Source organism: Pseudomonas sp. B16120 (assembly GCF_044218845.1).
Lineage (GTDB): Bacteria > Pseudomonadota > Gammaproteobacteria > Pseudomonadales > Pseudomonadaceae > Aquipseudomonas > Aquipseudomonas paracarnis.
Map to the genome: position 1 here is coordinate 6102065 of NZ_CP162588.1, position 24364 is coordinate 6126428.

General features: G+C 61.4%; 20 protein-coding genes. 8 read left to right on the plus strand and 12 right to left on the minus strand.

Annotated features, from left to right (window positions below):
* The first annotated feature begins 154 nt into the window (after window positions 1-154).
* Window positions 155-1651, plus strand: a complete 1497-nt coding sequence (locus AB4P90_RS28615) for a YifB family Mg chelatase-like AAA ATPase (protein ID WP_019819814.1) — start codon at window positions 155-157, stop codon at window positions 1649-1651.
* Window positions 1652-1678: 27 nt separating this feature from the next.
* Here the strand turns inward: AB4P90_RS28615 and AB4P90_RS28620 are convergent, their stop codons facing one another.
* The gene (locus AB4P90_RS28620; protein WP_395605546.1) at window positions 1679-3655 is read right to left on the minus strand and encodes a methyl-accepting chemotaxis protein; all 1977 of its coding nucleotides are present in this window, start codon (window positions 3653-3655) and stop codon (window positions 1679-1681) included.
* A gap of 174 nt (window positions 3656-3829) precedes the next feature.
* Window positions 3830-4750 carry a LysR substrate-binding domain-containing protein gene (locus tag AB4P90_RS28625; RefSeq protein ID WP_014720465.1) on the minus strand — a complete coding sequence of 307 codons (921 nt, stop codon included), beginning with the start codon at window positions 4748-4750 and terminating at the stop codon, window positions 3830-3832.
* Between the two features lie 152 nt (window positions 4751-4902).
* Here AB4P90_RS28625 and AB4P90_RS28630 point away from each other — a divergent pair, with 152 nt between their 5' ends.
* Window positions 4903-6306, plus strand: coding sequence for a NorM family multidrug efflux MATE transporter (locus AB4P90_RS28630; protein WP_020302861.1), 1404 nt, complete (start codon window positions 4903-4905; stop codon window positions 6304-6306).
* 64 nt (window positions 6307-6370) lie between these two features.
* Here the strand turns inward: AB4P90_RS28630 and AB4P90_RS28635 are convergent, their stop codons facing one another.
* Window positions 6371-8035, minus strand: coding sequence for a bifunctional diguanylate cyclase/phosphodiesterase (locus AB4P90_RS28635; RefSeq protein ID WP_014720467.1), 1665 nt, complete (start codon window positions 8033-8035; stop codon window positions 6371-6373).
* Window positions 8036-8301: 266 nt separating this feature from the next.
* Here AB4P90_RS28635 and rep point away from each other — a divergent pair, with 266 nt between their 5' ends.
* Window positions 8302-10311, plus strand: coding sequence for a DNA helicase Rep (gene rep, locus AB4P90_RS28640; protein WP_005792464.1), 2010 nt, complete (start codon window positions 8302-8304; stop codon window positions 10309-10311).
* Window positions 10312-10369: 58 nt separating this feature from the next.
* On the plus strand, window positions 10370-10942 hold the full coding sequence (locus tag AB4P90_RS28645; RefSeq protein ID WP_003195447.1) for a xanthine phosphoribosyltransferase: 573 nt from the start codon (window positions 10370-10372) through the stop codon (window positions 10940-10942).
* A 116-nt stretch (window positions 10943-11058) separates the two neighbouring features.
* Here AB4P90_RS28645 and AB4P90_RS28650 read toward each other — a convergent pair whose 3' ends face one another.
* From AB4P90_RS28650 to dadA, 6 genes are all read right to left on the minus strand, one after another.
* Window positions 11059-12981: an acetyl-CoA hydrolase/transferase C-terminal domain-containing protein gene (locus AB4P90_RS28650; RefSeq protein WP_014720468.1), complete on the minus strand. Its 1923-nt coding sequence runs from the start codon at window positions 12979-12981 to the stop codon at window positions 11059-11061.
* Window positions 12982-13119: 138 nt separating this feature from the next.
* Window positions 13120-13527 (minus strand): c-type cytochrome, encoded by a 408-nt coding sequence (locus AB4P90_RS28655; RefSeq protein ID WP_395606115.1) that lies wholly within the window; start codon window positions 13525-13527, stop codon window positions 13120-13122.
* A gap of 182 nt (window positions 13528-13709) precedes the next feature.
* Window positions 13710-14258, minus strand: a complete 549-nt coding sequence (locus AB4P90_RS28660) for a cupin domain-containing protein (RefSeq protein WP_014720470.1) — start codon at window positions 14256-14258, stop codon at window positions 13710-13712.
* A gap of 116 nt (window positions 14259-14374) precedes the next feature.
* Window positions 14375-15448 carry an alanine racemase gene (gene alr / locus AB4P90_RS28665; RefSeq protein ID WP_339232027.1) on the minus strand — a complete coding sequence of 358 codons (1074 nt, stop codon included), beginning with the start codon at window positions 15446-15448 and terminating at the stop codon, window positions 14375-14377.
* 80 nt (window positions 15449-15528) lie between these two features.
* On the minus strand, window positions 15529-15882 hold the full coding sequence (locus tag AB4P90_RS28670; RefSeq protein WP_014720472.1) for a RidA family protein: 354 nt from the start codon (window positions 15880-15882) through the stop codon (window positions 15529-15531).
* The gene (gene dadA / locus AB4P90_RS28675; RefSeq protein WP_014720473.1) at window positions 15854-17155 is read right to left on the minus strand and encodes a D-amino acid dehydrogenase; all 1302 of its coding nucleotides are present in this window, start codon (window positions 17153-17155) and stop codon (window positions 15854-15856) included. The genes AB4P90_RS28670 and dadA overlap by 29 nt, the downstream gene beginning before the upstream one ends.
* Window positions 17156-17311: 156 nt before the next feature.
* On the opposite strand from dadA, the gene AB4P90_RS28680 reads away from it, so the two are divergent.
* Window positions 17312-17800, plus strand: a complete 489-nt coding sequence (locus AB4P90_RS28680; RefSeq protein ID WP_003176896.1) for an Lrp/AsnC ligand binding domain-containing protein — start codon at window positions 17312-17314, stop codon at window positions 17798-17800.
* Between the two features lie 71 nt (window positions 17801-17871).
* On the opposite strand, the gene AB4P90_RS28685 is transcribed toward AB4P90_RS28680, so the two are convergent.
* Window positions 17872-18225: a YkgJ family cysteine cluster protein gene (locus AB4P90_RS28685; protein ID WP_003195461.1), complete on the minus strand. Its 354-nt coding sequence runs from the start codon at window positions 18223-18225 to the stop codon at window positions 17872-17874.
* Window positions 18226-18340: 115 nt separating this feature from the next.
* Between AB4P90_RS28685 and AB4P90_RS28690 the strand changes: the two genes are divergently transcribed.
* Entirely contained in the window at window positions 18341-19633 is a 1293-nt protein-coding gene (locus AB4P90_RS28690; RefSeq protein WP_103452384.1) for an FAD-binding oxidoreductase, read from the plus strand.
* Here the strand turns inward: AB4P90_RS28690 and AB4P90_RS28695 are convergent, their stop codons facing one another.
* A complete protein-coding gene (locus AB4P90_RS28695) occupies window positions 19634-19858 on the minus strand; it encodes a DUF1127 domain-containing protein (RefSeq protein WP_032901894.1) in 225 nt (74 codons plus the stop codon).
* A gap of 166 nt (window positions 19859-20024) precedes the next feature.
* Here AB4P90_RS28695 and AB4P90_RS28700 point away from each other — a divergent pair, with 166 nt between their 5' ends.
* Window positions 20025-21449 carry a PLP-dependent aminotransferase family protein gene (locus AB4P90_RS28700; protein WP_003195467.1) on the plus strand — a complete coding sequence of 475 codons (1425 nt, stop codon included), beginning with the start codon at window positions 20025-20027 and terminating at the stop codon, window positions 21447-21449.
* Between the two features lie 61 nt (window positions 21450-21510).
* Entirely contained in the window at window positions 21511-23079 is a 1569-nt protein-coding gene (locus AB4P90_RS28705; RefSeq protein ID WP_014720476.1) for a phospholipase D family protein, read from the plus strand.
* Between the two features lie 125 nt (window positions 23080-23204).
* Here the strand turns inward: AB4P90_RS28705 and AB4P90_RS28710 are convergent, their stop codons facing one another.
* Window positions 23205-24347, minus strand: coding sequence for an MFS transporter (locus tag AB4P90_RS28710; RefSeq protein ID WP_054919722.1), 1143 nt, complete (start codon window positions 24345-24347; stop codon window positions 23205-23207).
* Between the last annotated feature and the right edge of the window lie 17 nt (window positions 24348-24364).

Consider the following 24364-nt stretch of genomic DNA (forward strand, 5'->3'; position numbering starts at 1 on the left):
CGCGATTGTTGTGGGAGCTGGCTTGCCTGCTCCCACACTTGTTTTGCGTTGCCGCCCGGATACGTTCTGTAAAACCTCCCCCGCCCCGCTCCATCCCACCTCGTCTACCCTTGAAAAAACCGCAGGAAGCGGCCCTCCCATTCAAGGAACGAGCATGTCCCTCGCCATTGTCCACAGCCGCGCACAGGTCGGTGTGGAAGCCCCAGCCGTCACTGTCGAAGTGCATATGGCCAATGGCCTGCCGTCTCTCACCTTGGTGGGTTTGCCCGAAACCGCAGTGAAGGAAAGCAAGGACCGCGTGCGCAGTGCCATCCTCAACTCGGCGCTGCAATATCCGGCCCGGCGCATCACGCTCAACCTCGCGCCCGCCGACCTGCCCAAGGACGGCGGGCGTTTTGATCTGGCGATTGCCCTCGGCATCCTGGCGGCCAGTGTGCAAGTGCCGGCCTTGATGCTCGATGACGTGGAGTGCCTTGGGGAATTGGCGCTGTCCGGCGAGGTGCGCGCGGTGAAGGGGGTATTGCCGGCCGCGCTGGCGGCGCGCAAGGCCGGGCGCACCGTGATAGTGCCGCGCGCCAACGCCGAAGAGGCGTGCCTGGCATCGGGGTTGAAGGTGATTGCGGTGGACCACCTGCTGCAAGTGGTGGCGCACCTGAATGGGCACGTGCCGATTGAGCCCTACAGGTCCGACGGCTTGCTGTACGTGAACAAGCCTTACCCAGACCTGCGTGAAGTGCAGGGCCAACTCGCGGCCAAGCGAGCATTGCTGATCGCGGCGGCGGGCGCGCATAACCTGCTTTTCAGCGGGCCACCGGGCACCGGCAAGACGTTATTGGCCAGCCGGCTACCGGGCTTGCTGCCGCCGTTGAGCGAGCAGGAAGCACTGGAAGTGGCCGCGATCCAATCCGTGGTCAGCCTGGCACCGCTGAGCCATTGGCCAAACCGCCCGTTTCGCCAGCCGCACCACTCGGCATCCGGGCCGGCGCTGGTGGGGGGCGGCTCGAAGCCACAACCGGGGGAAATCACCCTGGCCCATCACGGGGTGTTATTCCTGGATGAGCTGCCAGAGTTCGATCGCAAGGTACTGGAGGTCCTGCGCGAACCATTGGAGTCGGGGCATATCGTGATCTCCCGAGCCCGAGACCGGGTGAGCTTCCCGGCTCGCTTTCAACTGGTCGCGGCGATGAATCCCTGCCCCTGCGGCTACATGGGCGAACCCAGCGGGCGTTGCCGGTGTACGCCGGAGCAGATCCAGCGTTATCGCAACAAGCTATCCGGCCCTTTGCTGGACCGGATTGATTTGCACCTGACCGTCGCGCGGGAGGCCACTGCGCTGAGCCCCACTCAACCGGCGGGCGATACAACGGCCGATGCCTCGGTGCGGGTAGCCGAAGCACGCGAGCGTCAACAGCAACGCCAGGGGTGTGCCAATGCTTTTCTGGACCTGCCGGGGCTGCGCCAGCACTGCAAGCTGCCAAAGGTCGACGAGGGCTGGCTGGAGACCGCCTGCGAGCGACTGACACTGTCACTGCGGGCGGCCCATCGGCTGCTGAAGGTGGCGCGCACCCTGGCGGACCTGGACCAGATGGACGCCATCACCCGTGATCATCTGAAGGAGGCCTTGCAATACCGCCCAGCATCTCTCAGTTGAGCCTCCCACAATTTGATTGGCGGTGCCTCAACGAAACCGATCCACCTCATGACGCAAGCCTGCCGCCAAGGTCTCCAGTTCCTTGGCGGTAACCGCCAGGTTGGACACCACTTCACGCTGCTCGCTGTTGGCCAGCGCAATGCTCTGCAGGTTGCTGCTGAGCAAAGTCGCGGTGCTGCTCTGTTCCTGGGTGGCGGTGGTGATCGCAGCAAATTGCTGGCCGGCCGAGCGGCTTTGCTCGTCGATACGCGCCAGGGCCGAGGCCACGTCGGCGTTGCGCGACAAGCCTTCCTGCATCAGCGCATTGCCGTGTTCCATGGTGCTGATGGCGTTGCCGGTTTCCTGCTGGATGCTCTGGATCATGCTGGAGATTTCATCGGTGGCCTGGCGGGTACGCGAAGCCAAATTGCGCACTTCGTCGGCGACCACGGCAAAACCACGGCCTTGCTCACCGGCACGCGCGGCTTCGATGGCGGCGTTGAGCGCCAGCAGGTTGGTCTGTTCGGCGATGGCGGTAATCACGCCGACGATCCCGCCGATTTCCTGGGAACGCTGGCCCAGGGTGTTGATCACTGCAGCGGTGCTGTTCAGCGCAGTGGCGATATGTTCCAGGGACGATGACGCTTCTTGCATCGAGGTGCGGCCGATACGAGTTTGCTGGGCATTCTCTTGGGCCAGGCGCTCGGTGTTGCCCATGTTGTCGGCAATGTTCAGCGAGGTGGCACTGAACTCTTCCACCGCGCCGGCCATGCTGGTGATCTCGCCGGACTGCTGCTCCATGCCTTCGTAGGCACCACCGGATAGGCCCGACAACGCCTGTGCGCGGCTGTTGACCTGTTCGGCCGCGGTACGGATATGCGACACCATGGTCGACAGCGCTTCACCCATCTGGTTGAAACTGCGCGCCAACTGGCCGATTTCGTCATGGCTGGAAACGTTGAGGCGCGCACTCAAATCGCCCGCGCCCAGCGCCTGGGCCTGGCGCACCAGCTCGCTCAATGGCGCCAGCTTGCTGCGCAACAGCCACACCGTGGCGCCCACTGCCAGCAACATCGCCAACACACTGCCGATCACCAGGCGGATGCCGACTTCCCAGGTCACTGCGCGAATCTCAGCCTTGGGCATGCTCGCTACCACCGCCCAAGGGCCGCCTTCGAACGGCACCGATACGCTATAGAAATCTTCGTTATTGTCGCTCCAGAAACGGCCTGCGCCCGGCTTTTTCGCCAGGTCGAGCATCACGGCAATCGCCTGATCCGGCGCTTGCACGCCAGCCGGCGGCACCAGCCAGTGCTTTTGCTCATCGAGCAGCGCGAGGGAGCCGGTCTGACCGATACGGAAGCGCTTGAGGTTTTCAAACTGGGCGTTCTGAGCATCGGTGTAATCGAAACCGATGAACAGCACGGCGATGACCTGGCCACTGCTGTCACGCACGGGGCTGTATTGGGTCATGTAGGAGCGGTCGAACAACACGGCACGGCCGATGTAGGTCTGGCCGCCCACAACGCGCTGGTAGGCCGCGCCCTGACGGTCGAGCACGGTGCCAATGGCGCGATTGCCATCCTGCTTGGTCAGGGAGGTGCTGACGCGGATAAAGTCGTCGCCGCTGCGCACGAATACCGTGGCCACGCCGCCGGACATCTGCTTGAACTCATCCACCTCTTCGAAGTTGTTATTCAATACCTCGTTGCCCAGGTAGAGGCTTGGCGTCTGCATGCCGGCCACGGCCACGGGCTGGTCCGCACGTACACTCAAGCCGGCGCCGAAGCGCTTTTCAAACAGCCCGCTCAAACGCTGGGTGCTTTCGCGCAAGGTGCTGTGGAAGGTGTTGAGTTGGTCGGCGAGCAGACGCGCCTCGCTGGCCAGGTGTTCCTCGCGGGTGGCGAGGTTGGCGGAGTCGAGGGTACGCAAGGCAAAGACCGTACTGCCGCTAATCACGACAGCCAGAATCACGGCGAGTGCAAGGCCTAACTGGGAGGCAATCCGGGCACGAGGTTGAGACATGACAGCTCCTGGCCGAGGCCAGGATCATCCTGATCTCATAGCGCTGCTCGGCAAATTATCTAGTGGGAAACGTTGATGCACGATGGTTCCAACCTCCTTCTTCGGCGGCATTTGGCAATACTTGAGCGAATCACAGGGGTATCCCGCAAACGATTGCACACGGTCCGGCCCTACTCAATCGAGGCGTTCAACCTGGGGCAATTCCATCGCCTTGACTTCGCCCTGAAGAAATTCCGCCAGCCGTCGCAAACGCTCCCCGCCCGGGCGAGTTTTCGGCCACACCAGGTAGTAGCTTTCCCCACTGGCGACCGCCGTGGGCCACGGCAGGCTCAAGCGTCCCTGCGCCACGTCTTCGGCCACCATCAGCAAGTCACCCATGGAGACGCCATAGCCCCGCGCCGCAGCGATCATGCCCAGCTCGAGCGTGTCGAACACCTGCCCACCCTTGAGTGAAACGTGAGATGACAACCCCATGCGCTGCAGCCAGTAACGCCAGTCGCGGCGGTCCGGGGTCGGGTGCAGCAGTTCGGCGGTTGCCAGCCGCGTCACGTCCCAGGGACCGTCGTCCAACAGATTCGGCGCTCCCACCGGGATCAGCATTTCCGCAAACAGATAACTGGCCTCCCAGTCCGCCGGAAAGTGCCCGTTGCTGAGCAACACCGCACAGTCGAACGGCTCTTGGTTAAAGTCCACTTCATCGATGCTCATCCACGCACTGGTGAGTTGTACCTCATTGCCTGGCTGCAATGCGCGGAAGCGACTCAACCGCGCCAGCAGCCAGCGCATGGTCAAAGTGGACGGCGCCTTCATACGCAGGATGTCATCTTCGGCATTCAAGGTATGGCAAGCACGCTCCAGGGCAGCGAAGCCTTCCCGTACGCCAGGCAGCAACAACCGCGCCGCTTCCGTGAGCTGCAATGTGCGACCGCTGCGCTGGAACAATCGGCAGGCGAAATAATCTTCGAGCGTACGGATATGCCGGCTGATCGCACTTTGGGTAATCGACAACTCCTCAGCCGCGCGGGTAAAGGAGTGGTGCCGGGAGGCGGCTTCAAATGCCCGCAAGGCATAAAGAGGAGGAAGACGACGGGACATTCTGAAAGCTCCGACTGCGCAATCTGGAAACCCTACCAGAATCGCTCAAGCATGAGTTTTAATCATGCCAACGATCGCTTTTATCCTTTTGTGCAATGCGCTGAATGCGCCGAGAATCAACCCTTCCCCACCTTCCTGATTATTCGAGTGTGATGATCATGCAACATCCGGCACGTACCGAACTCTGGGCCATTCTGCGGCTGTCGGGGCCGTTGATTGCCTCACAGTTGGCGCACATGCTGATGGTGCTGACCGACACCCTGATGATGGCGCGCCTGAGCCCCGAGGCCTTGGCAGGCGGCGGCCTGGGCGCGGCGAGCTATTCGTTCGTGGCGATCTTCTGCATCGGCGTGATCGCAGCCGTGGGCACCCTGGTCGCCATTCGCCATGGCGCGGGCGATATCGACGGCGCCACCCACCTGACCCAGGCCGGGCTGTGGCTGGCGTGGTTGATGGCGCTGGCGGCGGCGTTGCTGTTATGGAACTTGAAGCCGGTACTGCTGATGTTTGGCCAGACCGAAACCAACGTGCAAGCAGCCGGGCAATTTCTGACGATCCTGCCCTTTGCCCTGCCCGGCTACCTGAGCTTCATGGCTCTGCGCGGCTTTACCAGCGCCATCGGCAAGGCCACTCCGGTGATGGTGATCAGCCTGTGCGGCACCGTGGTCAACTACCTGCTCAACCATGCCTTGATCGAAGGCATGTTCGGCCTGCCGAAACTGGGCCTGATGGGCATCGGCCTGGTGACTGCCATCGTCGCCAACGGCATGGCGCTGGCATTGATGTGGTACATCCGCAGCAACCGGGCCTACGCCGCATACCCGCTGGGCACCGGCCTGCTGCGCCTGAATACCCATTACCTGCGCGAGCTGTGGCGCCTGGGCCTGCCGATTGGCGGCACCTATGCGGTAGAGGTCGGGTTGTTTGCCTTTGCGGCGTTGTGCATGGGCACCATGGGCAGCACGCAGTTGGCGGCGCACCAGATCGCCCTGCAGATTGTCTCGGTGGCCTTCATGGTGCCGGCGGGGATGTCCTACGCGGTGACCATGCGCATCGGCCAGCATTACGGCGCCGGGCAGTTGCTGATGGCACGCCTGGCCGGGCGAGTCGGCATAGGATTCGGGGCCATGGTGATGTTGGGATTCGCAGCAGTGCTGTGGCTGTTTTCCGACCCACTGATCGGGCTGTTCCTCGACCATGACGACCCGGCGTTCCATGACGTCATCGTCCTGGCGGTGAGCCTGCTGGCCGTCGCCGCCTGGTTCGAATTATTCGACGGTGTGCAGACCATCGCCATGGGTTGTATCCGGGGTTTGAAGGACGCCAAGACCACCTTCCTGGTGGGGCTGGGTTGCTATTGGCTGATTGGCGCACCGTCTGCCTGGTTGATGGCGTTCACCCTGGGCTGGGGGCCCACCGGCGTCTGGTGGGGCCTGGCACTGGGCCTGGCGTGTGCGGCGGTGAGCCTGACCTGGGCGTTTGAGGCGAAGATGAAGCGGATGATTCGGCAGGAGCCAGATGCTCCTGTTGGTTTCCAAGCGGCAATGCCTGACTAGCAAGTGCACGCGGCCCATGTGGGAGCTGGTTTGCCTGCTCCCACATTTGAACCACTTTGAAGGCTTAGCCCAACAGCGCCTGCTGGCTTTGACCAAACAGCAGGTATTCCACCAGCTCCGGCAACGGCAACGGCTTGCTGATCAGGTAACCCTGGACCTGATCGCACCCAAACAAGCGCAAAAGTTCAAGTTGCTCAGGGGTTTCCACGCCTTCGGCGACCACTTCCAGATTGAGGTTGTGGGCCAGGTTGATCATGGCGTGCACCAGCTTGCGGTTTTCTTCGCGCTCTTCCATGCCGCCGACAAAGCTCTTGTCGATCTTCAACAAGGCAATCGGCAGGCTGTTGAGGTGCACAAACGACGAAAAACCGGTGCCGAAGTCATCCAGGGAAAACCGCACACCCAGCCGGCCAAGGGCGTCCATGGTCTGCTTGACCAGGTCGCTGCGGCGCATCACGGCGGTTTCGGTCAATTCGAACTCCAGCCATTGCGCTTCCACGCCGCGCTCGGCAATCAGGCGGCTGAGGGTAGACAGCAACTGACTGTCCTGGAACTGGCGAAACGACAGGTTGACCGCCATGTGCAGCGGCGGCAGGCCGCGTTCACGCAGGTCTTGCATGTCGCGCAGGGCTCGGGAGATCACCCAGTAGCCCAATGGCACGATCAAGCCACTCTGTTCGGCCAGCGGCACGAACTCGCTGGGCGGCAACAAGCCGCGCTCGCCGTGACGCCAGCGCACCAGGGCTTCGAGGCCAACGATATGACCGTCGTCCAGGTCCAGGCGCGGCTGGTAATGCAGCTCCAACTCATCGCGACGCAAAGCCCGGCGCAGTTCACTTTCCAGGTCGGCCAGGCTGCGGGCGTTGCGGTTGATGCGCTCATTGAAGATATGGAAGGTGCAGCCCTGGGTACTTTTGGCCTGCTGCATGGCGATATGGGCGTGCCACATCAACGGGTCGGCGCCAGCGCGGGCTCGAGCATGGGCCATACCCAGGCTGCAACCGATCAACAGGCTTTCACCATCCACCCAGTAGGGCTCGGCCATCACTTCGGTGATGCGCTCAGCCATCCACTCGGCGCGCTGAGGTGCCCGGCGGGTATCGATCAACAAGGCAAACTCATCGCTGCCCAGGCGCGCCAGTTGGTCCCCGGCTTCGAGCTGGCTCTTGAGCCGCGACACCACTTGCAGGATCAACCGGTCGCCCGCCTGATGGCCGAGGGCATCGTTGGCATGACGAAAATTGTCTAGGTCCAGATGACCGAGGGCCAGGCCACGGCCGTCATTGTCGGCCAAGCGTGCAGCGAGCAAGGTCTGGAAGCCCTGACGGTTGGCAATACCGGTGAGCGGGTCCTGCTCGGCCAGGCGCTGCAAGGTATTCTCCAGCACGCCGCGCTCGCGCACATGGCGCAGGCAGCGGCGCAATGTGTCGGCGTCCAATGCATCCAACACCAACCAATCGCTGACACCCAGCGGCGACACCAGTGGCTCCTGCTCCAGCAGCAATACACACGGCAGGCTGCACCGGCCAGGGCCTGGCTGCAGGCTGGGCGTGGTCAATAACACAGCACCCTGGTCGTCATCGAACAGGCGGCTTACCGAGTCCCAGTTGGGCGCACTGATCAGCACAGCCCCTTCGCCCATCGGCGCCAGGCACTCGCGCAACAACGCTGCCCACTCAGGCTCATCGGCCAGCAGCAGCAAACGCAAGGGTTCGACAGGCGTAGACACGCTAACTCCCTAGACTCTGCAAAATTTCATTAGCGGTGCCATTATGACGTGCGGCCTGACAATGACAAAGGATGACAAATGATAGGTGTTATCAAATACGCAGACTGTAAATAATCGTCTCGGATATTCCTCCACATCCTGCGGCAAAGTAGCAAAACCGGCAAATTTAGATCGAGTGGTACGTCACACCGTCGTTCTATGGCAGCAGAATCTTTCCAGCCTGTTAAAATGCCCGCCCTTTTGAACAACGACCCCTAAAATTCCGTATGTCCCGACTCAATCCCCGGCAGCAAGAAGCCGTGAACTACGTCGGCGGCCCTCTATTGGTGCTCGCCGGTGCAGGCTCCGGCAAGACCAGCGTGATCACGCGCAAGATCGCGCACTTGATCCAGAACTGCGGCATCCGCGCCCAGTACATCGTCGCCATGACCTTCACCAACAAGGCGGCGCGGGAAATGAAAGAGCGGGTCGGCACCCTGCTCAAGGGTGGCGAAGGCCGTGGCCTCACCGTGTGCACCTTCCACAACCTGGGCCTGAACATCATCCGCAAGGAGCATGTGCGACTGGGCTACAAGCCCGGCTTCTCGATCTTCGACGAGACCGACGTCAAGGCCCTGATGACCGACATCATGCAGAAGGAATACGCGGGCGACGACGGCGTAGACGAAATCAAGAACATGATCGGCTCGTGGAAAAACGACCTGATCCTGCCCGCCGAAGCCCTGGAGGCCGCACGCAACCCCAAGGAGCAGACCGCCGCCATCGTCTACACCCACTATCAGCGTACGCTCAAGGCGTTCAACGCGGTGGACTTCGACGACCTGATCCTGCTGCCGGTCAAGCTGTTCCAAGAGCACAAGGACATCCTGGAGAAGTGGCAAAACAAGGTGCGCTACCTGCTGGTGGACGAATATCAGGACACCAACGCCAGCCAATACCTGCTGGTGAAGTTGCTGATCGGTACGCGCAACCAGTTCACCGTAGTGGGCGACGACGACCAGTCGATCTACGCTTGGCGCGGCGCCCGCCCGGAAAACCTGATGCTGCTCAAGGAAGACTACCCCTCCTTGAAAGTGGTGATGCTGGAGCAGAACTACCGCTCCACCAGCCGCATCCTGCGCTGCGCCAACGTGCTGATCTCCAACAACCCCCACGAGTTTGAAAAACAACTGTGGAGCGAGATGGGCCATGGCGACGAGATCCGTGTGATCCGCTGCCGCAACGAAGACGCCGAAGCCGAGCGCGTGGCCGTGGAAATCCTCAGCCTGCACTTGCGCACCGACCGGCCCTACAGCGACTTTGCGATCCTGTATCGCGGCAACTACCAGGCCAAGCTGATCGAGCTGAAATTGCAGCATCACCAGGTGCCGTATCGCCTGTCGGGCGGCAACAGCTTTTTCGGACGCCAGGAAGTCAAAGACCTGATGGCCTACTTCCGGCTGATCGTGAACCCGGACGACGACAACGCCTTCCTGCGCGTGATCAACGTGCCACGCCGGGAAATCGGCTCCACCACCCTGGAAAAGCTCGGTAACTACGCCACCGAACGCAAGATTTCCATGTATGCCGCCACCGACGAAATCGGCCTGGGCGAACACCTGGACACGCGCTTCACCGATCGCCTGTCGCGCTTCAAGCGTTTCATGGACAAGGTGCGCGAGCAGTGCGCCGGCGAAGACCCGATCAGCGCCTTGCGCAGCATGGTCATGGACATCGACTATGAAAACTGGCTGCGCACCAACAGTTCCAGCGACAAGGCCGCGGATTACCGCATGGGCAACGTCTGGTTCCTGATTGAAGCGCTGAAGAACACCCTGGAAAAAGACGAAGACGGCGAGATGACCGTCGAGGACGCCATCGGCAAGCTGGTGTTGCGCGACATGCTCGAGCGCCAGCAAGAAGAGGAAGACGGTGCCGAAGGCGTGCAGATGATGACCTTGCATGCCTCCAAGGGCCTGGAATTTCCCTACGTGTTCATCATGGGCATGGAAGAGGAAATCCTCCCGCACCGCTCCAGCATCGAAGCCGACACCATCGAGGAAGAACGCCGCCTGGCCTACGTGGGCATTACCCGCGCACGTCAGACCCTGGCCTTCACCTTTGCCGCCAAGCGCAAGCAATACGGTGAAATCATCGATTGTGCCCCCAGCCGGTTCCTGGATGAACTGCCGCCGGACGACCTGGCCTGGGAAGGCAATGACGACACGCCCACCGAGGTGAAGGCCGTTCGCGGCAACACCGCCTTGGCGGACATACGCGCGATGTTAAAACGCTAGAATCGACTACTTTTTAATCTACTTTCGGCGCACAACGCGCCATTAGAGGAAGCTTTCCGTGGAAGCACTGCACAAGAAAATTCGCGAAGAAGGCATCGTGCTTTCCGATCAGGTCCTCAAGGTTGACGCCTTTCTGAACCACCAGATCGACCCGGCACTGATGAAACTGATCGGCGACGAGTTCGCCGCACTGTTCAAGGATTCGGGCATCACCAAGATCGTCACCATCGAAGCGTCGGGCATTGCCCCGGCGATCATGACCGGGCTGAACCTGGGTGTGCCGGTGATCTTCGCCCGCAAGCAGCAGTCGTTGACCCTCACGGAAAACCTGCTGTCGGCCACGGTGTATTCCTTCACCAAGAAAACCGAAAGCACCGTGGCGATCTCCCCGCGCCACCTGACCAGCAGCGACCGCGTGCTGGTGATCGATGACTTTTTGGCCAACGGCAAGGCGTCCCAGGCGCTGATCTCGATCATCAAGCAGGCCGGCGCGACCGTCGCCGGTTTGGGCATTGTGATCGAGAAGTCGTTCCAGGGTGGGCGTGCAGAACTGGATGCACAGGGTTATCGGGTTGAGTCGCTGGCGCGGGTGAAGTCGCTGGCCGGTGGTGTCGTGACCTTTATCGAGTAATCACTGTGTGGGAGCTGGCTTGCCTGCGATAGCGATGTGTCAGTCGACAGAGATGTCGACTGACAGGCCCTCATCGCAGGCAAGCCAGCTCCCACATTAGGTTTTGCGTTGCGCTGTCAGTGGGCGGTGGCCTGCAGTCCGGCCAGCAGCAAGCGTTGATACAGGTCTTCCTTGATGCCCTCCGGCTTATCCAAGCGCATCCGCTGCAAATGCTCGGGAAACGCCTCCGGCTCCGGCGCGTCGAGTGCCGCCTTGCCCAACTCCAGAATTTCCGTGAGCTTGAATTTGCTCTTGAGCCAGTTCAGCGCTCGTAACAAATCCCGCTCTTCATTCGTGAAGTCGCTGCCCAGGGGGTATTCCGGGAACAGGCGACGATGCCTGGCCTGAATCGCCTGAAGCCGCTCTGGCGTGTTGTCGGCAAAACGCGGATCCAACTGGAAATCCTTGGGCAGTTTGCCGGCCTTTTGCGCCTGCTCAATCAAGTCGTGCTGGAACCTTGAGTCAGTGATGTTCAGCAACGCTTCGATCACCTTGGCATCCGTCTGACCGCGCAAGTCGGCAATACCGTATTCGGTAATGACGATATCCCGCAGGTGCCGGGGAATGGTGCAGTGGCCGTACTCCCAGACAATATTGGAACTGACCTCACCCGCCGACTCACGCCAGCTGCGCAAAATCAGGATTGAGCGTGCACCTTCCAGCGCATGCCCCTGGGCCACGAAATTGTATTGCCCGCCCACACCACTGAGCACGCGACCGTCTTCCAACTGATCAGCCACGCCAGCACCGAGCAAGGTGACCATGATGGCGCTGTTGATAAACCGAGCATCCAGGCGCTGCAGGCGCTTGAGTTCTTCCTGCCCGTACAGCTCGTTGATGTAGCTGATGCGGGTCATGTTGAATGCCTGGCGCTTGGCATGGGTCATTTCCTGCAGGCGCTGGTAAAAACTGCGCGGTCCCAGGAAGAAACCGCCATGAATCGACACGCCATCAGGTTGCGCCGCGTCGTCCAGGGTGCCCGCGTTGGCCTGCATCTGGGTCGCCACATCCGGGTAGACCTTGCGCCGCACGATCCCGGCATCGGCCAATACCAGCAGGCCGTTGACGAACATCTCGCTGCAACCGTAAAGGCCACGGGCAAACGGCTCAACGCCGCCTTCGCGGCTGATCAACGGTGCCCACTGGTACACATCCAAGTCGGTGAGCAACAGGCGATAGGCTTCGTTGTCGGCCTGGCGCGCCAGCAGGGCAGCCGTCAGGGCATCGCCCATGGAGCCGATGCCAATCTGCAACGTACCGCCATCACGCACCAGGGTGCTGGCATGCAGGCCGATAAAATGATCCTGAAAGCCCACCGGCATATTCGGGGTGGAGAACAACGTGGTGCTGTCTTTTTCATCCAGCAGGTAGTCGAACTCATCCATGCCCAACTCGGCATCGCCAGGCATGTAGGGCAAATCGCTATGGACCTGGCCGACGACCAGGATGGTCTCCCCGGCCGCGCGGCGCTTGGCGATCATGGGCAGCAGGTCGAGAGTGATATCCGGGTTGCAGCTCAGGCTCAGGCGGTCGGGATGCTCGCTGCTACTGGCAACCAATTGCGCCACCAGGTTCAGGCCGGCGGCATTGATGTCGCGGGCCGCATGGCTGTAGTTGCTGCTGACGTAATCCTGCTGCGCCGCGGCGCTGTGGAGCAGGCTACCGGGCTGCATGAAGAATTGCTGCACACGGATATTCTTCGGCAGGCTGCCCCTGTGCAGGTCCGCGAGGAAATCCAGTTCGGGGTAGTCGCCAAACACCCGTTCGATGAAGGGTTCGAGAAAGCGCTTTTGAAGACCATCACCCTGCGTAGGCCGACCCAGGCTCAGCGCGGTATAAAGCGTCAGCGCCCGTTCGGGCAACTTTGCGATACGCCGGTACAGGGCGTTGACGAACAGGTTGGGCTTGCCCAGCCCCAGCGGCATGCCCATGTGGATATGCGCCGGCAGGCGCTCCAGTACGTCGTCAACTGCTTGCTCGATTGAACACAACTGCACCATCCGACTGCTCCCGAACATTCCATGAATTAGGGGTTGGACCGAGCTTGCCGGGTCTTTGCTGCAAAGAACAGCCTGAATACCAAATCGCGGGCACAAAAAAGCCGCTCGTAAGCGGCATTTTTGACGAAGATCGACCGATTACAGCCCGGACATCTTCTTGATCGCACCCTTGAGGTCGTCGTCCGAGCAATCAGCGCAGGTGCCTTTGGGCGGCATGGCGTTGATACCGGTGATGGCCTTTGCCAGGATGCCATCGAGGCCACCTTGATGGTCGGCGCGCTCTTTCCATGCGGCGGTGTCGCCAATTTTTGGCGCACCCAAAAGGCCGCTGCCGTGGCACGCGTTACAGTGCTTGGCGATGATATCATCGGGGGTTTTCGCGCCGCCGCCGGCTGCCACGGCAACTTCCATGCCCTTGCATTCCTGGCCCTGGACGCAAACCTGGCCCACAGGCTCCAGGCGCTTGGCAATGTCATCATTGGTCGCAGCTTGAGCGCTGACAGCCCATAGGGCCAGTACGGTTGCTGGTGCAGCCAGCATTTTCATAATTAGGTTCACGCGTTCACCCTCAATGGTGGCTATTCACGCCTGCGGCCACGGTTTCGCAGGCGGCGAAAGTATAACGGTTAGCCCGCCTGGCCGAAACAACCCTATTAAATAAAGGGAGATTCGGCCTCACGGTGTACAGCTGCGGGAACCTCTGCAACGCTGGCAGGGCGCCTCTATTCTTAAAAGTTCGCGGGTGTGGCTGCGCTGATTAGTCGCGCCGGCACGTCGAACGGATTGCGAAAACGATGAGGCCTGGTGCTTTCAAAGTAGTAGCTATCGCCCGCTTCGAGCACAAAAGTTTCAAGGCCGACCACCAATTCCAGGCGCCCTTCCACCAGAATTCCGGTTTCTTCGCCTTCATGAGTGAGCATTTCTTCGCCCGTGTCGGCACCCGGAGGGTAGATTTCATTGAGAAATGCGATGGCCCGGCTTGGGCGCGCCCGGCCCACCAGTTTCATGGTGACGGCACCGTCAGAGATGTCGATCAGCTCATTGGCTTTATAGACGATCTGCGTCGGTATTTCCTGGAGGACTTCTTCGGAAAAGAACTCGACCATGGACATGGGGATACCGCCCAGCACCTTGCGCAGGGAGCTGATCGAGGGGCTGACGCTGTTTTTCTCGATCATCGAAATGGTGCTGTTGGTGACGCCCGCACGCTTGGCGAGCTCACGCTGGGAAAGACCTTTGAGTTTACGGATGGATTGCAGTCGTTCGCCGACGTCCAATGCAGGAGCCTCCTAGGATTCAGGCTTTGTTGTAATTGAGCGTTATCATGGCGACAGCGTTCAGTATTTACAACACTTGGGCCTAAATCCCGGCGTGCTCGGTTCGTTGCCGGCGGCTAAGCGCCGCTATAGAGCCTTGGCACTCGGCGCAGATTGCAGAAAATCTGATAAGGGATGGTCTCGGCGGCCACGGCCACATCGCTGGCGAGGATGTGCTTGCCCCACAGCTCTACGGTGGAACCAAGGCCCGCCTGGGGCAAGTCGGTGAGGTCGACACACAGCATGTCCATGGACACGCGCCCCAGCAGCCGGCTGCGCTGGCCAGCGACCAGCACCGGTGTGCCGGTAGGCGCATGGCGCGGGTAACCGTCGGCATAGCCCATGGCAACCACGCCGATGCGCATCGGCTTGGACGTGACGAACCTGGCGCCATAGCCCACCGGCTCACCGGCCGGCAATTCGCGTACGCAGATCACTTTGGACTCCAGGGTCATCACCGGCTGCAAGCGCGCCGCAATGGCCTGGTCTTCGCCAAAGGGCGTTGCGCCGTAAAGCATGATACCGGGGCGCACCCAGTCGCTGGACACGCTCGGCCAGCCCAATACAGACGGTGAGTTGCGCAGGCTGACCTCAGCCGCCAGCCCCTGACGCGCCGCCTCAAACACCGTTACTTGTTCGTTGCTGCTGACGCAATCGAGCTCATCGGCGCGGGCAAAATGACTCATCAGCACGATTTTCGCCACTTTGCCACTCGCCAGCAGGCGCTGATACGCTTCCTGGTAATCCTTGGGGTGCAGGCCCACACGGTGCATGCCCGAGTCCAGCTTCAGCCACACTGTCAGCGGCTTGCTCAAACGAGCTTGCTCGATGGCGTCCAACTGCCACAGCGAATGCACCACGCACCACAAATCCTGCTCGATGATCAGCGGCAACTCGTCGGCTTCGAAAAAACCTTCCAGCAGCAACACCGGCGCACGAATGCCGGCGGCGCGCAGTTCCAGCGCTTCCTCGATGCACGCCACCGCGAACCCGTCGGCTTGCGCCTCCAGTGCCTGGGCCACGGGCACCGCGCCATGGCCGTAGGCATCGGCCTTGATCACGGCGAGGGCCTTGGCCCCGGTGACTTCTCGGGCCAATTGGTAGTTATGGCGCAGGGCTTGGAGATCGATCAGGGCACGGGCTGGACGCATGTCGGCAGGCTTCTAGGCAGCAAAGTCAATAAAAAAACCGGTGCAGACCAACAACGCCGGCACCGGGAGAGGGATCATTGTTAAGGCAGCGCAGCCACGACTGACAGCTCTACCAGAATCTCGGGTTCGCACAGCTTGGCTTGCACAGTGGCGCGGGCCGGGGCGACGCCTTTGGGCAGCCACTTGTCCCACACCGCGTTCATGCCGGCGAAGTCGGCGTCGATGTCTTTCAGGTAGATCGTCACCGACAGCAACCTGGACTTGTCAGTACCGGCCAAGTCCAGCAAGCGCTCGATATTGACCAGGGTTTCACGGGTTTGCTGTTCAATCCCGGCGCTCATGTCGTCGCCTACCTGCCCTGCCAGGTACACGGTACCGCTGTGGACAACGATCTGGCTCATGCGCTCATTGGTGAGCTGGCGCTGGATTGACATGTTGTGCGGACTCCTGGTGGTTGCCATAACGGGAAATATCGAGGCCTGCGGCGCTGATCTGCGGCGTTTTCTTCGCCATCAGGTCGGCCAGCAAGCGACCCGAACCACAGGCCATGGTCCAACCGAGGGTACCGTGGCCTGTATTCAGGAACAGGTTCTTGAACGGCGTGGCACCCACAATCGGCGTGCCGTCTGGGGTGGTCGGGCGCAGGCCGGTCCAGAAACTGGCTTGGGCCAGATCGCCGCCCTGAGGATAAAGGTCGTTGACGATCATCTCCAGGGTTTCACGTCGCCGCGGGTTCAGCGACAGGTCAAAACCGGCTATTTCAGCCATGCCACCGACGCGAATACGGTTGTCGAAACGGGTGATCGCGACTTTGTAGGTTTCATCGAGAATGGTCGAGGTCGGCGCCATTGCCGGGTTAGTGATCGGCACGGTCAGCGAGTAGCCCTTGAGCGGGTACACCGGCGCCTTGATGCCCAATGGCTTGAGTAACTTGGGCGAGTAACTGCCGAGGGCCAGTACATAGCGGTCGGCGGTTTCCAGCTTGCCGTCGATCAGCACACCATTGATGCGGTCGCCTGCGTAGTCCAGGCGCTGGATGTCTTGTTCGAAGCGGAATTCCACGCCCAATTGTTTGCACATGTCGACCAGGCGCGTGGTGAATATCTGGCAATCGCCCGTCTGGTCGTTGGGCAGGCGCAAGGCACCCGCGAGGATATCGGTGACGCTGCCCAGAGCCGGTTCAACCCGGGCAATGCCGGCTCGGTCGAGCAATTCGAACGGCACACCGGACTCTTTCAGCACGGCGATGTCCTTGGCGGCGCCATCGAGCTGGGCCTGGGTGCGGAACAGTTGGGTAGTCCCGAGGCTGCGCCCTTCGTAGGCAATGCCGGTCTCGGCGCGCAATTCGTCGAGGCAGTCGCGGCTGTACTCGGACAGGCGCACCATGCGCTCCTTGTTCACCGCGTAGCGGCTGGCCGTGCAGTTGCGCAGCATCTGCGCCATCCACAGGTATTGGTCGATATCAGCAGTGGCCTTGATTGCCAACGGCGCGTGGCGTTGCAACAGCCACTTGATTGCCTTGAGTGGCACACCCGGCGCGGCCCAGGGCGAAGCATACCCAGGGGAGACCTGGCCGGCGTTGGCGAAACTGGTTTCCATGGCAGCGGCAGGCTGACGATCAACCACCACGACATCAAAGCCGGCCCGCGCCAAATAATAGGCACTGGTCACCCCAATGACGCCGCTACCCAAGACCAGAACGCGCATTTTTATATCCTCATCGCGGGCTTGGCCGCTGACGTGTGTTATTCGAGCAATGATGGGCGCAGTGTAAAAAACAATCGACAGTGCATTTCACTATATAAATGCCTATATTTGGCGACAATTCTTGGCAAAAACCCTTTTGACAGAGGCGTATCCCCTATGCGTACCAACACCCAGACCAAACGGGAGCTGGACAAGATCGACCGCAATATCCTGCGCATCCTGCAAACCGACGGGCGCATCTCGTTCACGGAGCTGGGGGAAAAGGTCGGGCTGTCCACCACGCCCTGCACCGAGCGCGTGCGGCGCCTGGAGCGCGAAGGGATCATCATGGGCTACAACGCACGGCTCAATCCCCAGCATTTGAAGGGCAGTTTGCTGGTATTTGTCGAGATCAGCCTGGATTACAAGTCGGGTGACACCTTTGAAGAATTCCGCCGAGCCGTGCTGAAACTGCCTCACGTGCTGGAGTGCCATCTAGTGTCGGGTGATTTCGACTACCTGGTGAAAGCGCGAATCTCGGAGATGGCTTCGTACCGCAAATTGCTGGGCGATATCCTGCTCAAACTCCCCCATGTGCGCGAATCCAAGAGCTATATCGTGATGGAAGAGGTGAAAGAAAGCCTGAACCTGCCGATCCCTGACTGACCCACTGACACAACACGGTCAAATGTGGGAGCTGGCTTGCCTGCTCCCTTGGTTTTAACCGAATACATCCGCTAGACCAACACCTGCCGGGTACTCGCCATGTACTCATGAATCTGCTTCTCCACCCGCGGATGAATCAGCTCCACTGGCCGGCGGCCATTAGGGCACGGCAAGGTCTTGGTGGTGCCGAACAGGCGACAGATCAGCGGCCGCTCGTCATACACCGTGCAACCCTTGGGCCCCAGATGCACGCAGTTCAGCTCGTCCATCGCCGCCTCTTGCTCGGCAGCGGTCTTGCGCGGCAGGCGCGACATTTCCTCGGGCGAGGTGGTCACCGGCCCACAGCAGTCGTGGCAACCGGGGACGCACTCGAACGAAGGAATCTGGCGACGCAGCGCGCTGATTTTCTGACTGTTGCAACTCATCGAAACCCATACCGAACGGCGAATAGACGTGGATTCTGACGCAAAACGCCCCGCGCAGACAGCGTCGTGCGACCACTGTATCCTGCGTCAAATTTTCCAGACAGGGAGGTTCCCCATGACCGCCAGCGCCCGGCACACCGCTTCCTACTACGCCGCCAGCAGCGTGCCGCAACCGGATTACCCGACGCTGACCGGTGAGGTAAACGCCGATGTCTGTGTGATCGGCGGGGGGTTCTCCGGGCTCAACACCGCCTTGGAATTGGCCGAGCGCGGCTTTCGCGTGGTGTTGCTGGAGGCGCGCAAAATCGGTTGGGGCGCCAGCGGGCGCAATGGCGGCCAGTTGATTCGCGGTGTCGGCCACGGGCTGGATCAGTTCACCCAGGTGATCGGCAGCGACGGCGTGCGCCAGATGAAGCTGATGGGCCTGGAAGCCGTGGAGATCGTGCGCGAGCGTGTGGAGCGCTTCCAGATCCCCTGTGACCTGACTTGGGGCTACTGCGACCTGGCCAACAAACCCCGCGACCTGCAGGGCCTGGCCGAGGATGCCGAAGAGCTGCGCAGCCTGGGTTACCGCCACGAAGTGCGCCTGTTGCAAGCCAGCGAGATGGGCACCGTAATCGGCTCTGATCGCTATGTAGGCGGCATGATCGATATGGGTTCCGGCCATCTGCACCCGCTGAACCTGGCACTGGGTGAGGCTGCCGTTGCCCAGCAGTTGGGCGTGGCGCTGTACGAGCAATCCCAAGTGACCCGTATCGACTATGGTCCTGAGGTCAAGGTGCACACCGCCCAAGGCACTGTGCGCGCCAAGACCCTGGTACTGGCCTGCAACGCCTACCTGAACGGGCTCAACCCGCAACTGAGCGGCAAGGTGTTGCCCGCCGGCAGCTACATCATTGCCACCGAGCCCTTGAGCGAGGCGCAAGCCACCAGCCTGTTACCGCAGAACATGGCCGTGTGTGACCAGCGCGTGACGGTGGATTACTTCCGCCTGTCCGCCGACCGTCGCCTGTTGTTCGGCGGCGCCTGCCACTACTCCGGTCGAGACCCCAAGGACATCGGCGCCTACATGCGGCCGAAGATGCTGCAGGTATTCCCCCAATTGGCAGACGTGAAAATCGACTACCAATGGGGCGGCATGATCGGCATCGGCGCCAACCGCCTGCCGCAGATTGGCCGCCTGGCCGATCAACCCAACGTGTATTACGCCCAGGCCTATGCCGGCCATGGCCTCAACGCCACGCACCTGGCGGGCAAGCTGCTGGCCGAGGCCATCAGCGGCCAGCAACAGGGGCGCTTCGATCTATTCGCTCAGGTGCCACACATCACCTTCCCCGGCGGCAAACACCTGCGTTCTCCGTTGCTGGCCCTGGGGATGCTCTGGCACCGCCTCAAAGAACTGCTCTGATCAATCGCGCCAGAAGGGTTTCAAACCCTCACGGCGCGCCTGCTCGGCGGTCAGCCCGATGTCGCGTAACTGCTCGCGGCTCAGGTCCAGCAGGGCCTTGCGCGTATGGCGACGGCGCCAGAACAGATGCCAGCGGCCAGGCGCCGGGGCAGTGAGCGCCTGCTCCTGCCCCGCTTCCAGTTCCTGACTGCGTAACGCCAGCCGTACATCGCTCATGCCGCTCATTTGACTGCCCCTCATTGGCCTGTTGCCTTGAGTGACCAGCATGCGCGGGCGGCCAGAACCATTACAGATTCAGCCAACTTTTATTAGATCCATACAGATACTCCCTATGCGTGGCTGAATCCTGTATTTTCCCTTTATCTGTACTGGTCCCTCGGGAGCGACCACCATGACTCTTTACGTCAACCTCGCCGAATTGCTCGGCACCCGCATTGAACAGGGCTTCTATCGTCCGGGCGATCGACTGCCCTCGGTGCGGGCCTTGAGTGTGGAACATGGGGTGAGCCTGAGCACCGTGCAGCAGGCGTATCGGTTGCTCGAAGACAACGGCCTGGCGATGCCCAAGCCCAAGTCGGGCTATTTTGTTCCGGTGGGCCGTGAACTGCCGGCACTGCCCGAGATTGGCCGCCCGGCCCAACGGCCAGTGGAAATCTCCCAGTGGGACCTGGTGCTGGAACTGATTCGTGCGGTGCCGCGCAAAGACGTCATACAGATGGGTCGGGGCATGCCGGATGTATTGTCGCCCACCTTGAAGCCGCTGCTGCGTAGCCTCGCCCGTGTCAGCCGGCGCCAAGACCTGCCGGGGCTGTATTACGACAATATCCTCGGCTGTATGGAACTGCGTGAGCAAATCGCCCGGCTTTCATTGGACTCCGGTTGCCAACTGAGCGCCGAAGACATCGTGATCACCACCGGTTGCCACGAAGCCCTCTCCGCCAGCATTCACGCCATTTGTGAGCCCGGCGATATCGTCGCGGTGGATTCGCCCAGCTTCCACGGTGCCATGCAGACCCTCAAGGGCCTGGGCATGAAAGCCCTGGAAATCCCCACCGACCCGCTCACCGGCATCAGCCTGGAGGCCCTGGAACTGGCGCTGGAACAGTGGCCGATCAAAGTCATCCAGCTCACCCCAAACTGCAACAACCCCTTGGGCTACATCATGCCGGAAGCGCGCAAACGCGCCTTGCTGACCCTGGCCCAGCGCTTTGACGTGGCGATTATCGAAGACGATGTGTATGGCGAGCTGGCCTACAGCTACCCACGCCCGCGCACCATCAAGTCCTTCGATGAAGACGGGCGTGTGCTGCTGTGCAGCTCGTTCTCCAAAACCCTGGCGCCCGGTCTGCGCATTGGCTGGGTCGCACCGGGACGCTATCTGGAACGGGTGCTGCACATGAAATACATCAGCACCGGTTCTACGGCTACACAGCCGCAGATTGCCATTGCAGAATTCCTCAAAGGCGGTCATTTCGAGCCGCATTTACGCAGGATGCGCACCCAATACCAACGTAATCGCGACTTGATGCTGGATTGGGTCAGCCGTTATTTTCCCGCTGGTACGCGTGCCAGCCGGCCCCAGGGCAGCTTTATGTTATGGATCGAGCTGCCGGAGGGCTTCGACACCTTGAAGCTCAACCGCGTGCTGGTGGAACAAGGCGTACAGGTGGCGGTAGGCAGTATCTTCTCCGCTTCCGGCAAGTACCGTAACTGCTTGCGCATGAACTACGCTGCCAAGCCAACAGCGCAGATTGAAGAGGCCGTGCGCAAGGTAGGTGCTGCCGCTGGCAAGATGCTGGAAGAGACGGCGGACTGACCTTTCCCGAGCAATTGCCGTCATATGCCACAACCGCCCTGACCTGGAAGCAGTTTCCTTGATGATTCGACGGCTTTTACCGTTTTGCCTGCTGGCCGCCCTGGCCCTGGGCGGCTGCGCCACGGTCGACACCCCGCGCATCCCCAGCGATGCCCTGCCGGCGAAGGACTCCTCGTTCGGTCGCTCGATCCAGGCCCAGGCCGCCCCCTACCAAGGGCGCTCGGGCTTTCGTTTGCTGCCCAACAGCAGTGAAGCCTTCATGGCCCGCGCCGAGCTGATCCGCAACGCCCAGACCAGCCTCGACTTGCAGTACTACATCGTGCACGACGGCATCAGCACACGCATGCTTGTGGACGAACTGCTCAAGGCCGCCGACCGCGGGGTGCGCGTACGCATTCTACTGGACGACACCACCAGCGATGGCCTCGACCAGATCATCGCCACCCTCGCCGCCCATCCCAAGGTGCAGATACGCCTGTTCAACCCGCTGCACCTGGGGCGCAGCACCGGCGTTACACGCGCCATGGGCCGTGTATTCAACCTGTCGCTGCAACACCGGCGCATGCATAACAAGCTGTGGCTGGCCGATAACAGCGTGGCCATCGTTGGCGGGCGCAACCTGGGCGACGAGTATTTCGACGCCGAACCCAACCTGAATTTCACCGACATCGACATGCTCAGCGTCGGGCCGGTAGCCGAGCAATTGGGTCACAGCTTCGACCAGTACTGGAACAGCGCCTTGAGCAAGCCTATCGATGACTTCGTCTCGAACAAACCCTCCAAGGTCGACCTCGCCGTCGCCCGCGGGCGCCTTGAAGCCTCCCTGGCTCAGTCCCGTCAGCAGAACCACGCGCTGTATAACCGCCTGCGCACTTACCAGACCCAGCCCCGCATGGACATCTGGCGCCGCGAGTTGATCTGGGCCTGGAACCAGGCGCTGTGGGACGCACCGAGCAAGGTACTGGCCAAGGCCGACCCCGACCCGCGACTGTTGCTGACCACCCAGCTGGCGCCAGAGCTGGCGGGGGTCAGCCATGAGCTGATCATGATTTCGGCTTACTTCGTACCGGGCCAACCTGGGCTGGTCTACCTCACAGGGCGTGCCGATGCGGGTGTTTCGGTGCGCCTGCTGACCAACGCCCTCGAAGCCACCGACGTACCGGCCGTGCACGGCGGTTATGCGCCGTATCGCAAGGCGCTGCTGGAGCACGGAGTAAAGCTCTATGAGTTGCGCCGGCAACCGGGCGACCCCAGCGCAAGCAGCGGCCCGCACCTGTTTCGGCATGGCAGCTGGCGCGGCTCGGACTCCAGCCTGCACAGCAAGGCGATGATTTTCGATCGAGAAAAGTCGTTTATCGGCTCATTCAATTTCGACCCGCGCTCAGTGCTGTGGAACACCGAAGTCGGCGTACTGGTGGACAGCCCCGAACTGGCCGAACACGTGCGCAACCTGGCGCTGGAAGGTATGGCGCCAGCGTTGAGCTATGAGGCCAAACTGCAGGACGGCCAAGTGGTGTGGGTGACAGAAGACAACGGCCAGATGCACACTCTGACGCGCGAACCGGGCAATTGGTGGCGGCGGTTCAACGCCTGGTTCGCCACCAGTGTTGGCCTGGAACGCATGCTCTAAAACCCCTGCGGATCACCTGTGGGAGCCGGGCTTGCCCGCGATAGCGGTGTGCCAGACAACAAATCCGCTGGCTGACAAACCGTCATCGCAGGCAAGCCAGCTCCCACATTGGCCGCGTTTAAAGGTCAGGCCGGCTGCGTAGCGCCGAAAGCCCCCTGGCGCAGCAACAGCACCACCAACCCCAGCGCCCCGGCGGCCATCAGCAGCGGTAGCGCATGCCCGCTGATCCACTGGCTGCCCGCTCCTGCCACCAGCGGCCCGATCAGGCAGCCAATGCCCCACAGCTGCGCCACGTGAGCGTTGGCACGCACCAACGCATCGTCGCGGTAGCGCTCGCCAATCAAAATCAGCGACAAGGTAAACAAACCGCCGGCACTGGCGCCGAACAGCACCCACACCGGCCAGATCAGCAAGGTGTGCATCAATAACGGCACCGCCAGGCTCGACGCCAGTAACAGCAGTGCACAGGCCAGAAACAGAGTGCGTCGCGGCAGGTAGTCGGCCAGCGCGCCAATGGGCAATTGCAGCAACGCATCGCCCACCACCACCGTGCTGACCATCGCCAAGGCGATCTCAGCGGTAAAACCCTGTTGCAGGCAGTACACCGGCAACAACGTCAGAATCATCGCTTCGAAGGCAGCAAACAACGCCACGGCCCAGGCAATCGCCGGCAGGCCCAGGCAAAAGCGCCACAGGTCGCCAAAGGTCACGCTGAACGAATCCGCCGTCGGCGCGCCGGTACGTCCCAGCAACAGCAGCGGCGCCAGCACCAAAAGGCCCGCGCCGACCCAGAAGCCGTAGTCATGGTCGGTGCCAATCAGGCCCAACAGCAACGGCCCCGACAGTTGGCTCAAGGCATAACTGCAGCCGTAGAGCGCCACCAGGCGGCCACGCCACTGCTCGACCACCAATTGGTTGATCCAGCTTTCACCCAGGATAAATACGATGGTCAGGATCACCCCGATCATCAGCCTGAGCACCAGCCACACCGGGTAGCTGGGCAGGATCGCCAGCAAGCCGATGGACACCGCACCGGCCCACAGGCACAGGCGCATCAGGTTGGCAGTGCCGAGCCAGGACGCCATGCGGCTGGAGACCTTGGCGCCCAGCAGTACGCCGAATGCCGGCATCGCCGCCATCACGCCAATGGCGAAACTGCCATAACCCCAACCTTCAAGACGCAGGGATACCAACGGCATGCTGACACCCAGGGCCAGGCCAACGCTGAGTACCGAGGCCAGCACGGCGAAATATGTCGCCCAACGCATTGCCACGCTCCTGTGGA

Bases quoted from the DNA above. Each gene is read 5' to 3' on its own strand.
- AB4P90_RS28615 (WP_019819814.1), top strand. From the start codon at position 155: ATGTCCCTCGCCATTGTCCACAGCCGCGCACAGGTCGGTGTGGAAGCC.
- AB4P90_RS28620 (WP_395605546.1), bottom strand. From the start codon at position 3,655: ATGTCTCAACCTCGTGCCCGGATTGCCTCCCAGTTAGGCCTTGCACTC.
- AB4P90_RS28625 (WP_014720465.1), bottom strand. From the start codon at position 4,750: ATGTCCCGTCGTCTTCCTCCTCTTTATGCCTTGCGGGCATTTGAAGCC.
- AB4P90_RS28630 (WP_020302861.1), top strand. From the start codon at position 4,903: ATGATCATGCAACATCCGGCACGTACCGAACTCTGGGCCATTCTGCGG.
- rep (WP_005792464.1), top strand. From the start codon at position 8,302: ATGTCCCGACTCAATCCCCGGCAGCAAGAAGCCGTGAACTACGTCGGC.
- AB4P90_RS28650 (WP_014720468.1), bottom strand. From the start codon at position 12,981: ATGGTGCAGTTGTGTTCAATCGAGCAAGCAGTTGACGACGTACTGGAG.
- AB4P90_RS28655 (WP_395606115.1), bottom strand. From the start codon at position 13,527: ATGAAAATGCTGGCTGCACCAGCAACCGTACTGGCCCTATGGGCTGTC.
- alr (WP_339232027.1), bottom strand. From the start codon at position 15,448: ATGCGTCCAGCCCGTGCCCTGATCGATCTCCAAGCCCTGCGCCATAAC.
- AB4P90_RS28670 (WP_014720472.1), bottom strand. From the start codon at position 15,882: ATGTCAATCCAGCGCCAGCTCACCAATGAGCGCATGAGCCAGATCGTT.
- dadA (WP_014720473.1), bottom strand. From the start codon at position 17,155: ATGCGCGTTCTGGTCTTGGGTAGCGGCGTCATTGGGGTGACCAGTGCC.
- AB4P90_RS28680 (WP_003176896.1), top strand. From the start codon at position 17,312: ATGCGTACCAACACCCAGACCAAACGGGAGCTGGACAAGATCGACCGC.
- AB4P90_RS28685 (WP_003195461.1), bottom strand. From the start codon at position 18,225: ATGAGTTGCAACAGTCAGAAAATCAGCGCGCTGCGTCGCCAGATTCCT.
- AB4P90_RS28690 (WP_103452384.1), top strand. From the start codon at position 18,341: ATGACCGCCAGCGCCCGGCACACCGCTTCCTACTACGCCGCCAGCAGC.
- AB4P90_RS28695 (WP_032901894.1), bottom strand. From the start codon at position 19,858: ATGAGCGGCATGAGCGATGTACGGCTGGCGTTACGCAGTCAGGAACTG.
- AB4P90_RS28700 (WP_003195467.1), top strand. From the start codon at position 20,025: ATGACTCTTTACGTCAACCTCGCCGAATTGCTCGGCACCCGCATTGAA.
- AB4P90_RS28705 (WP_014720476.1), top strand. From the start codon at position 21,511: ATGATTCGACGGCTTTTACCGTTTTGCCTGCTGGCCGCCCTGGCCCTG.
- AB4P90_RS28710 (WP_054919722.1), bottom strand. From the start codon at position 24,347: ATGCGTTGGGCGACATATTTCGCCGTGCTGGCCTCGGTACTCAGCGTT.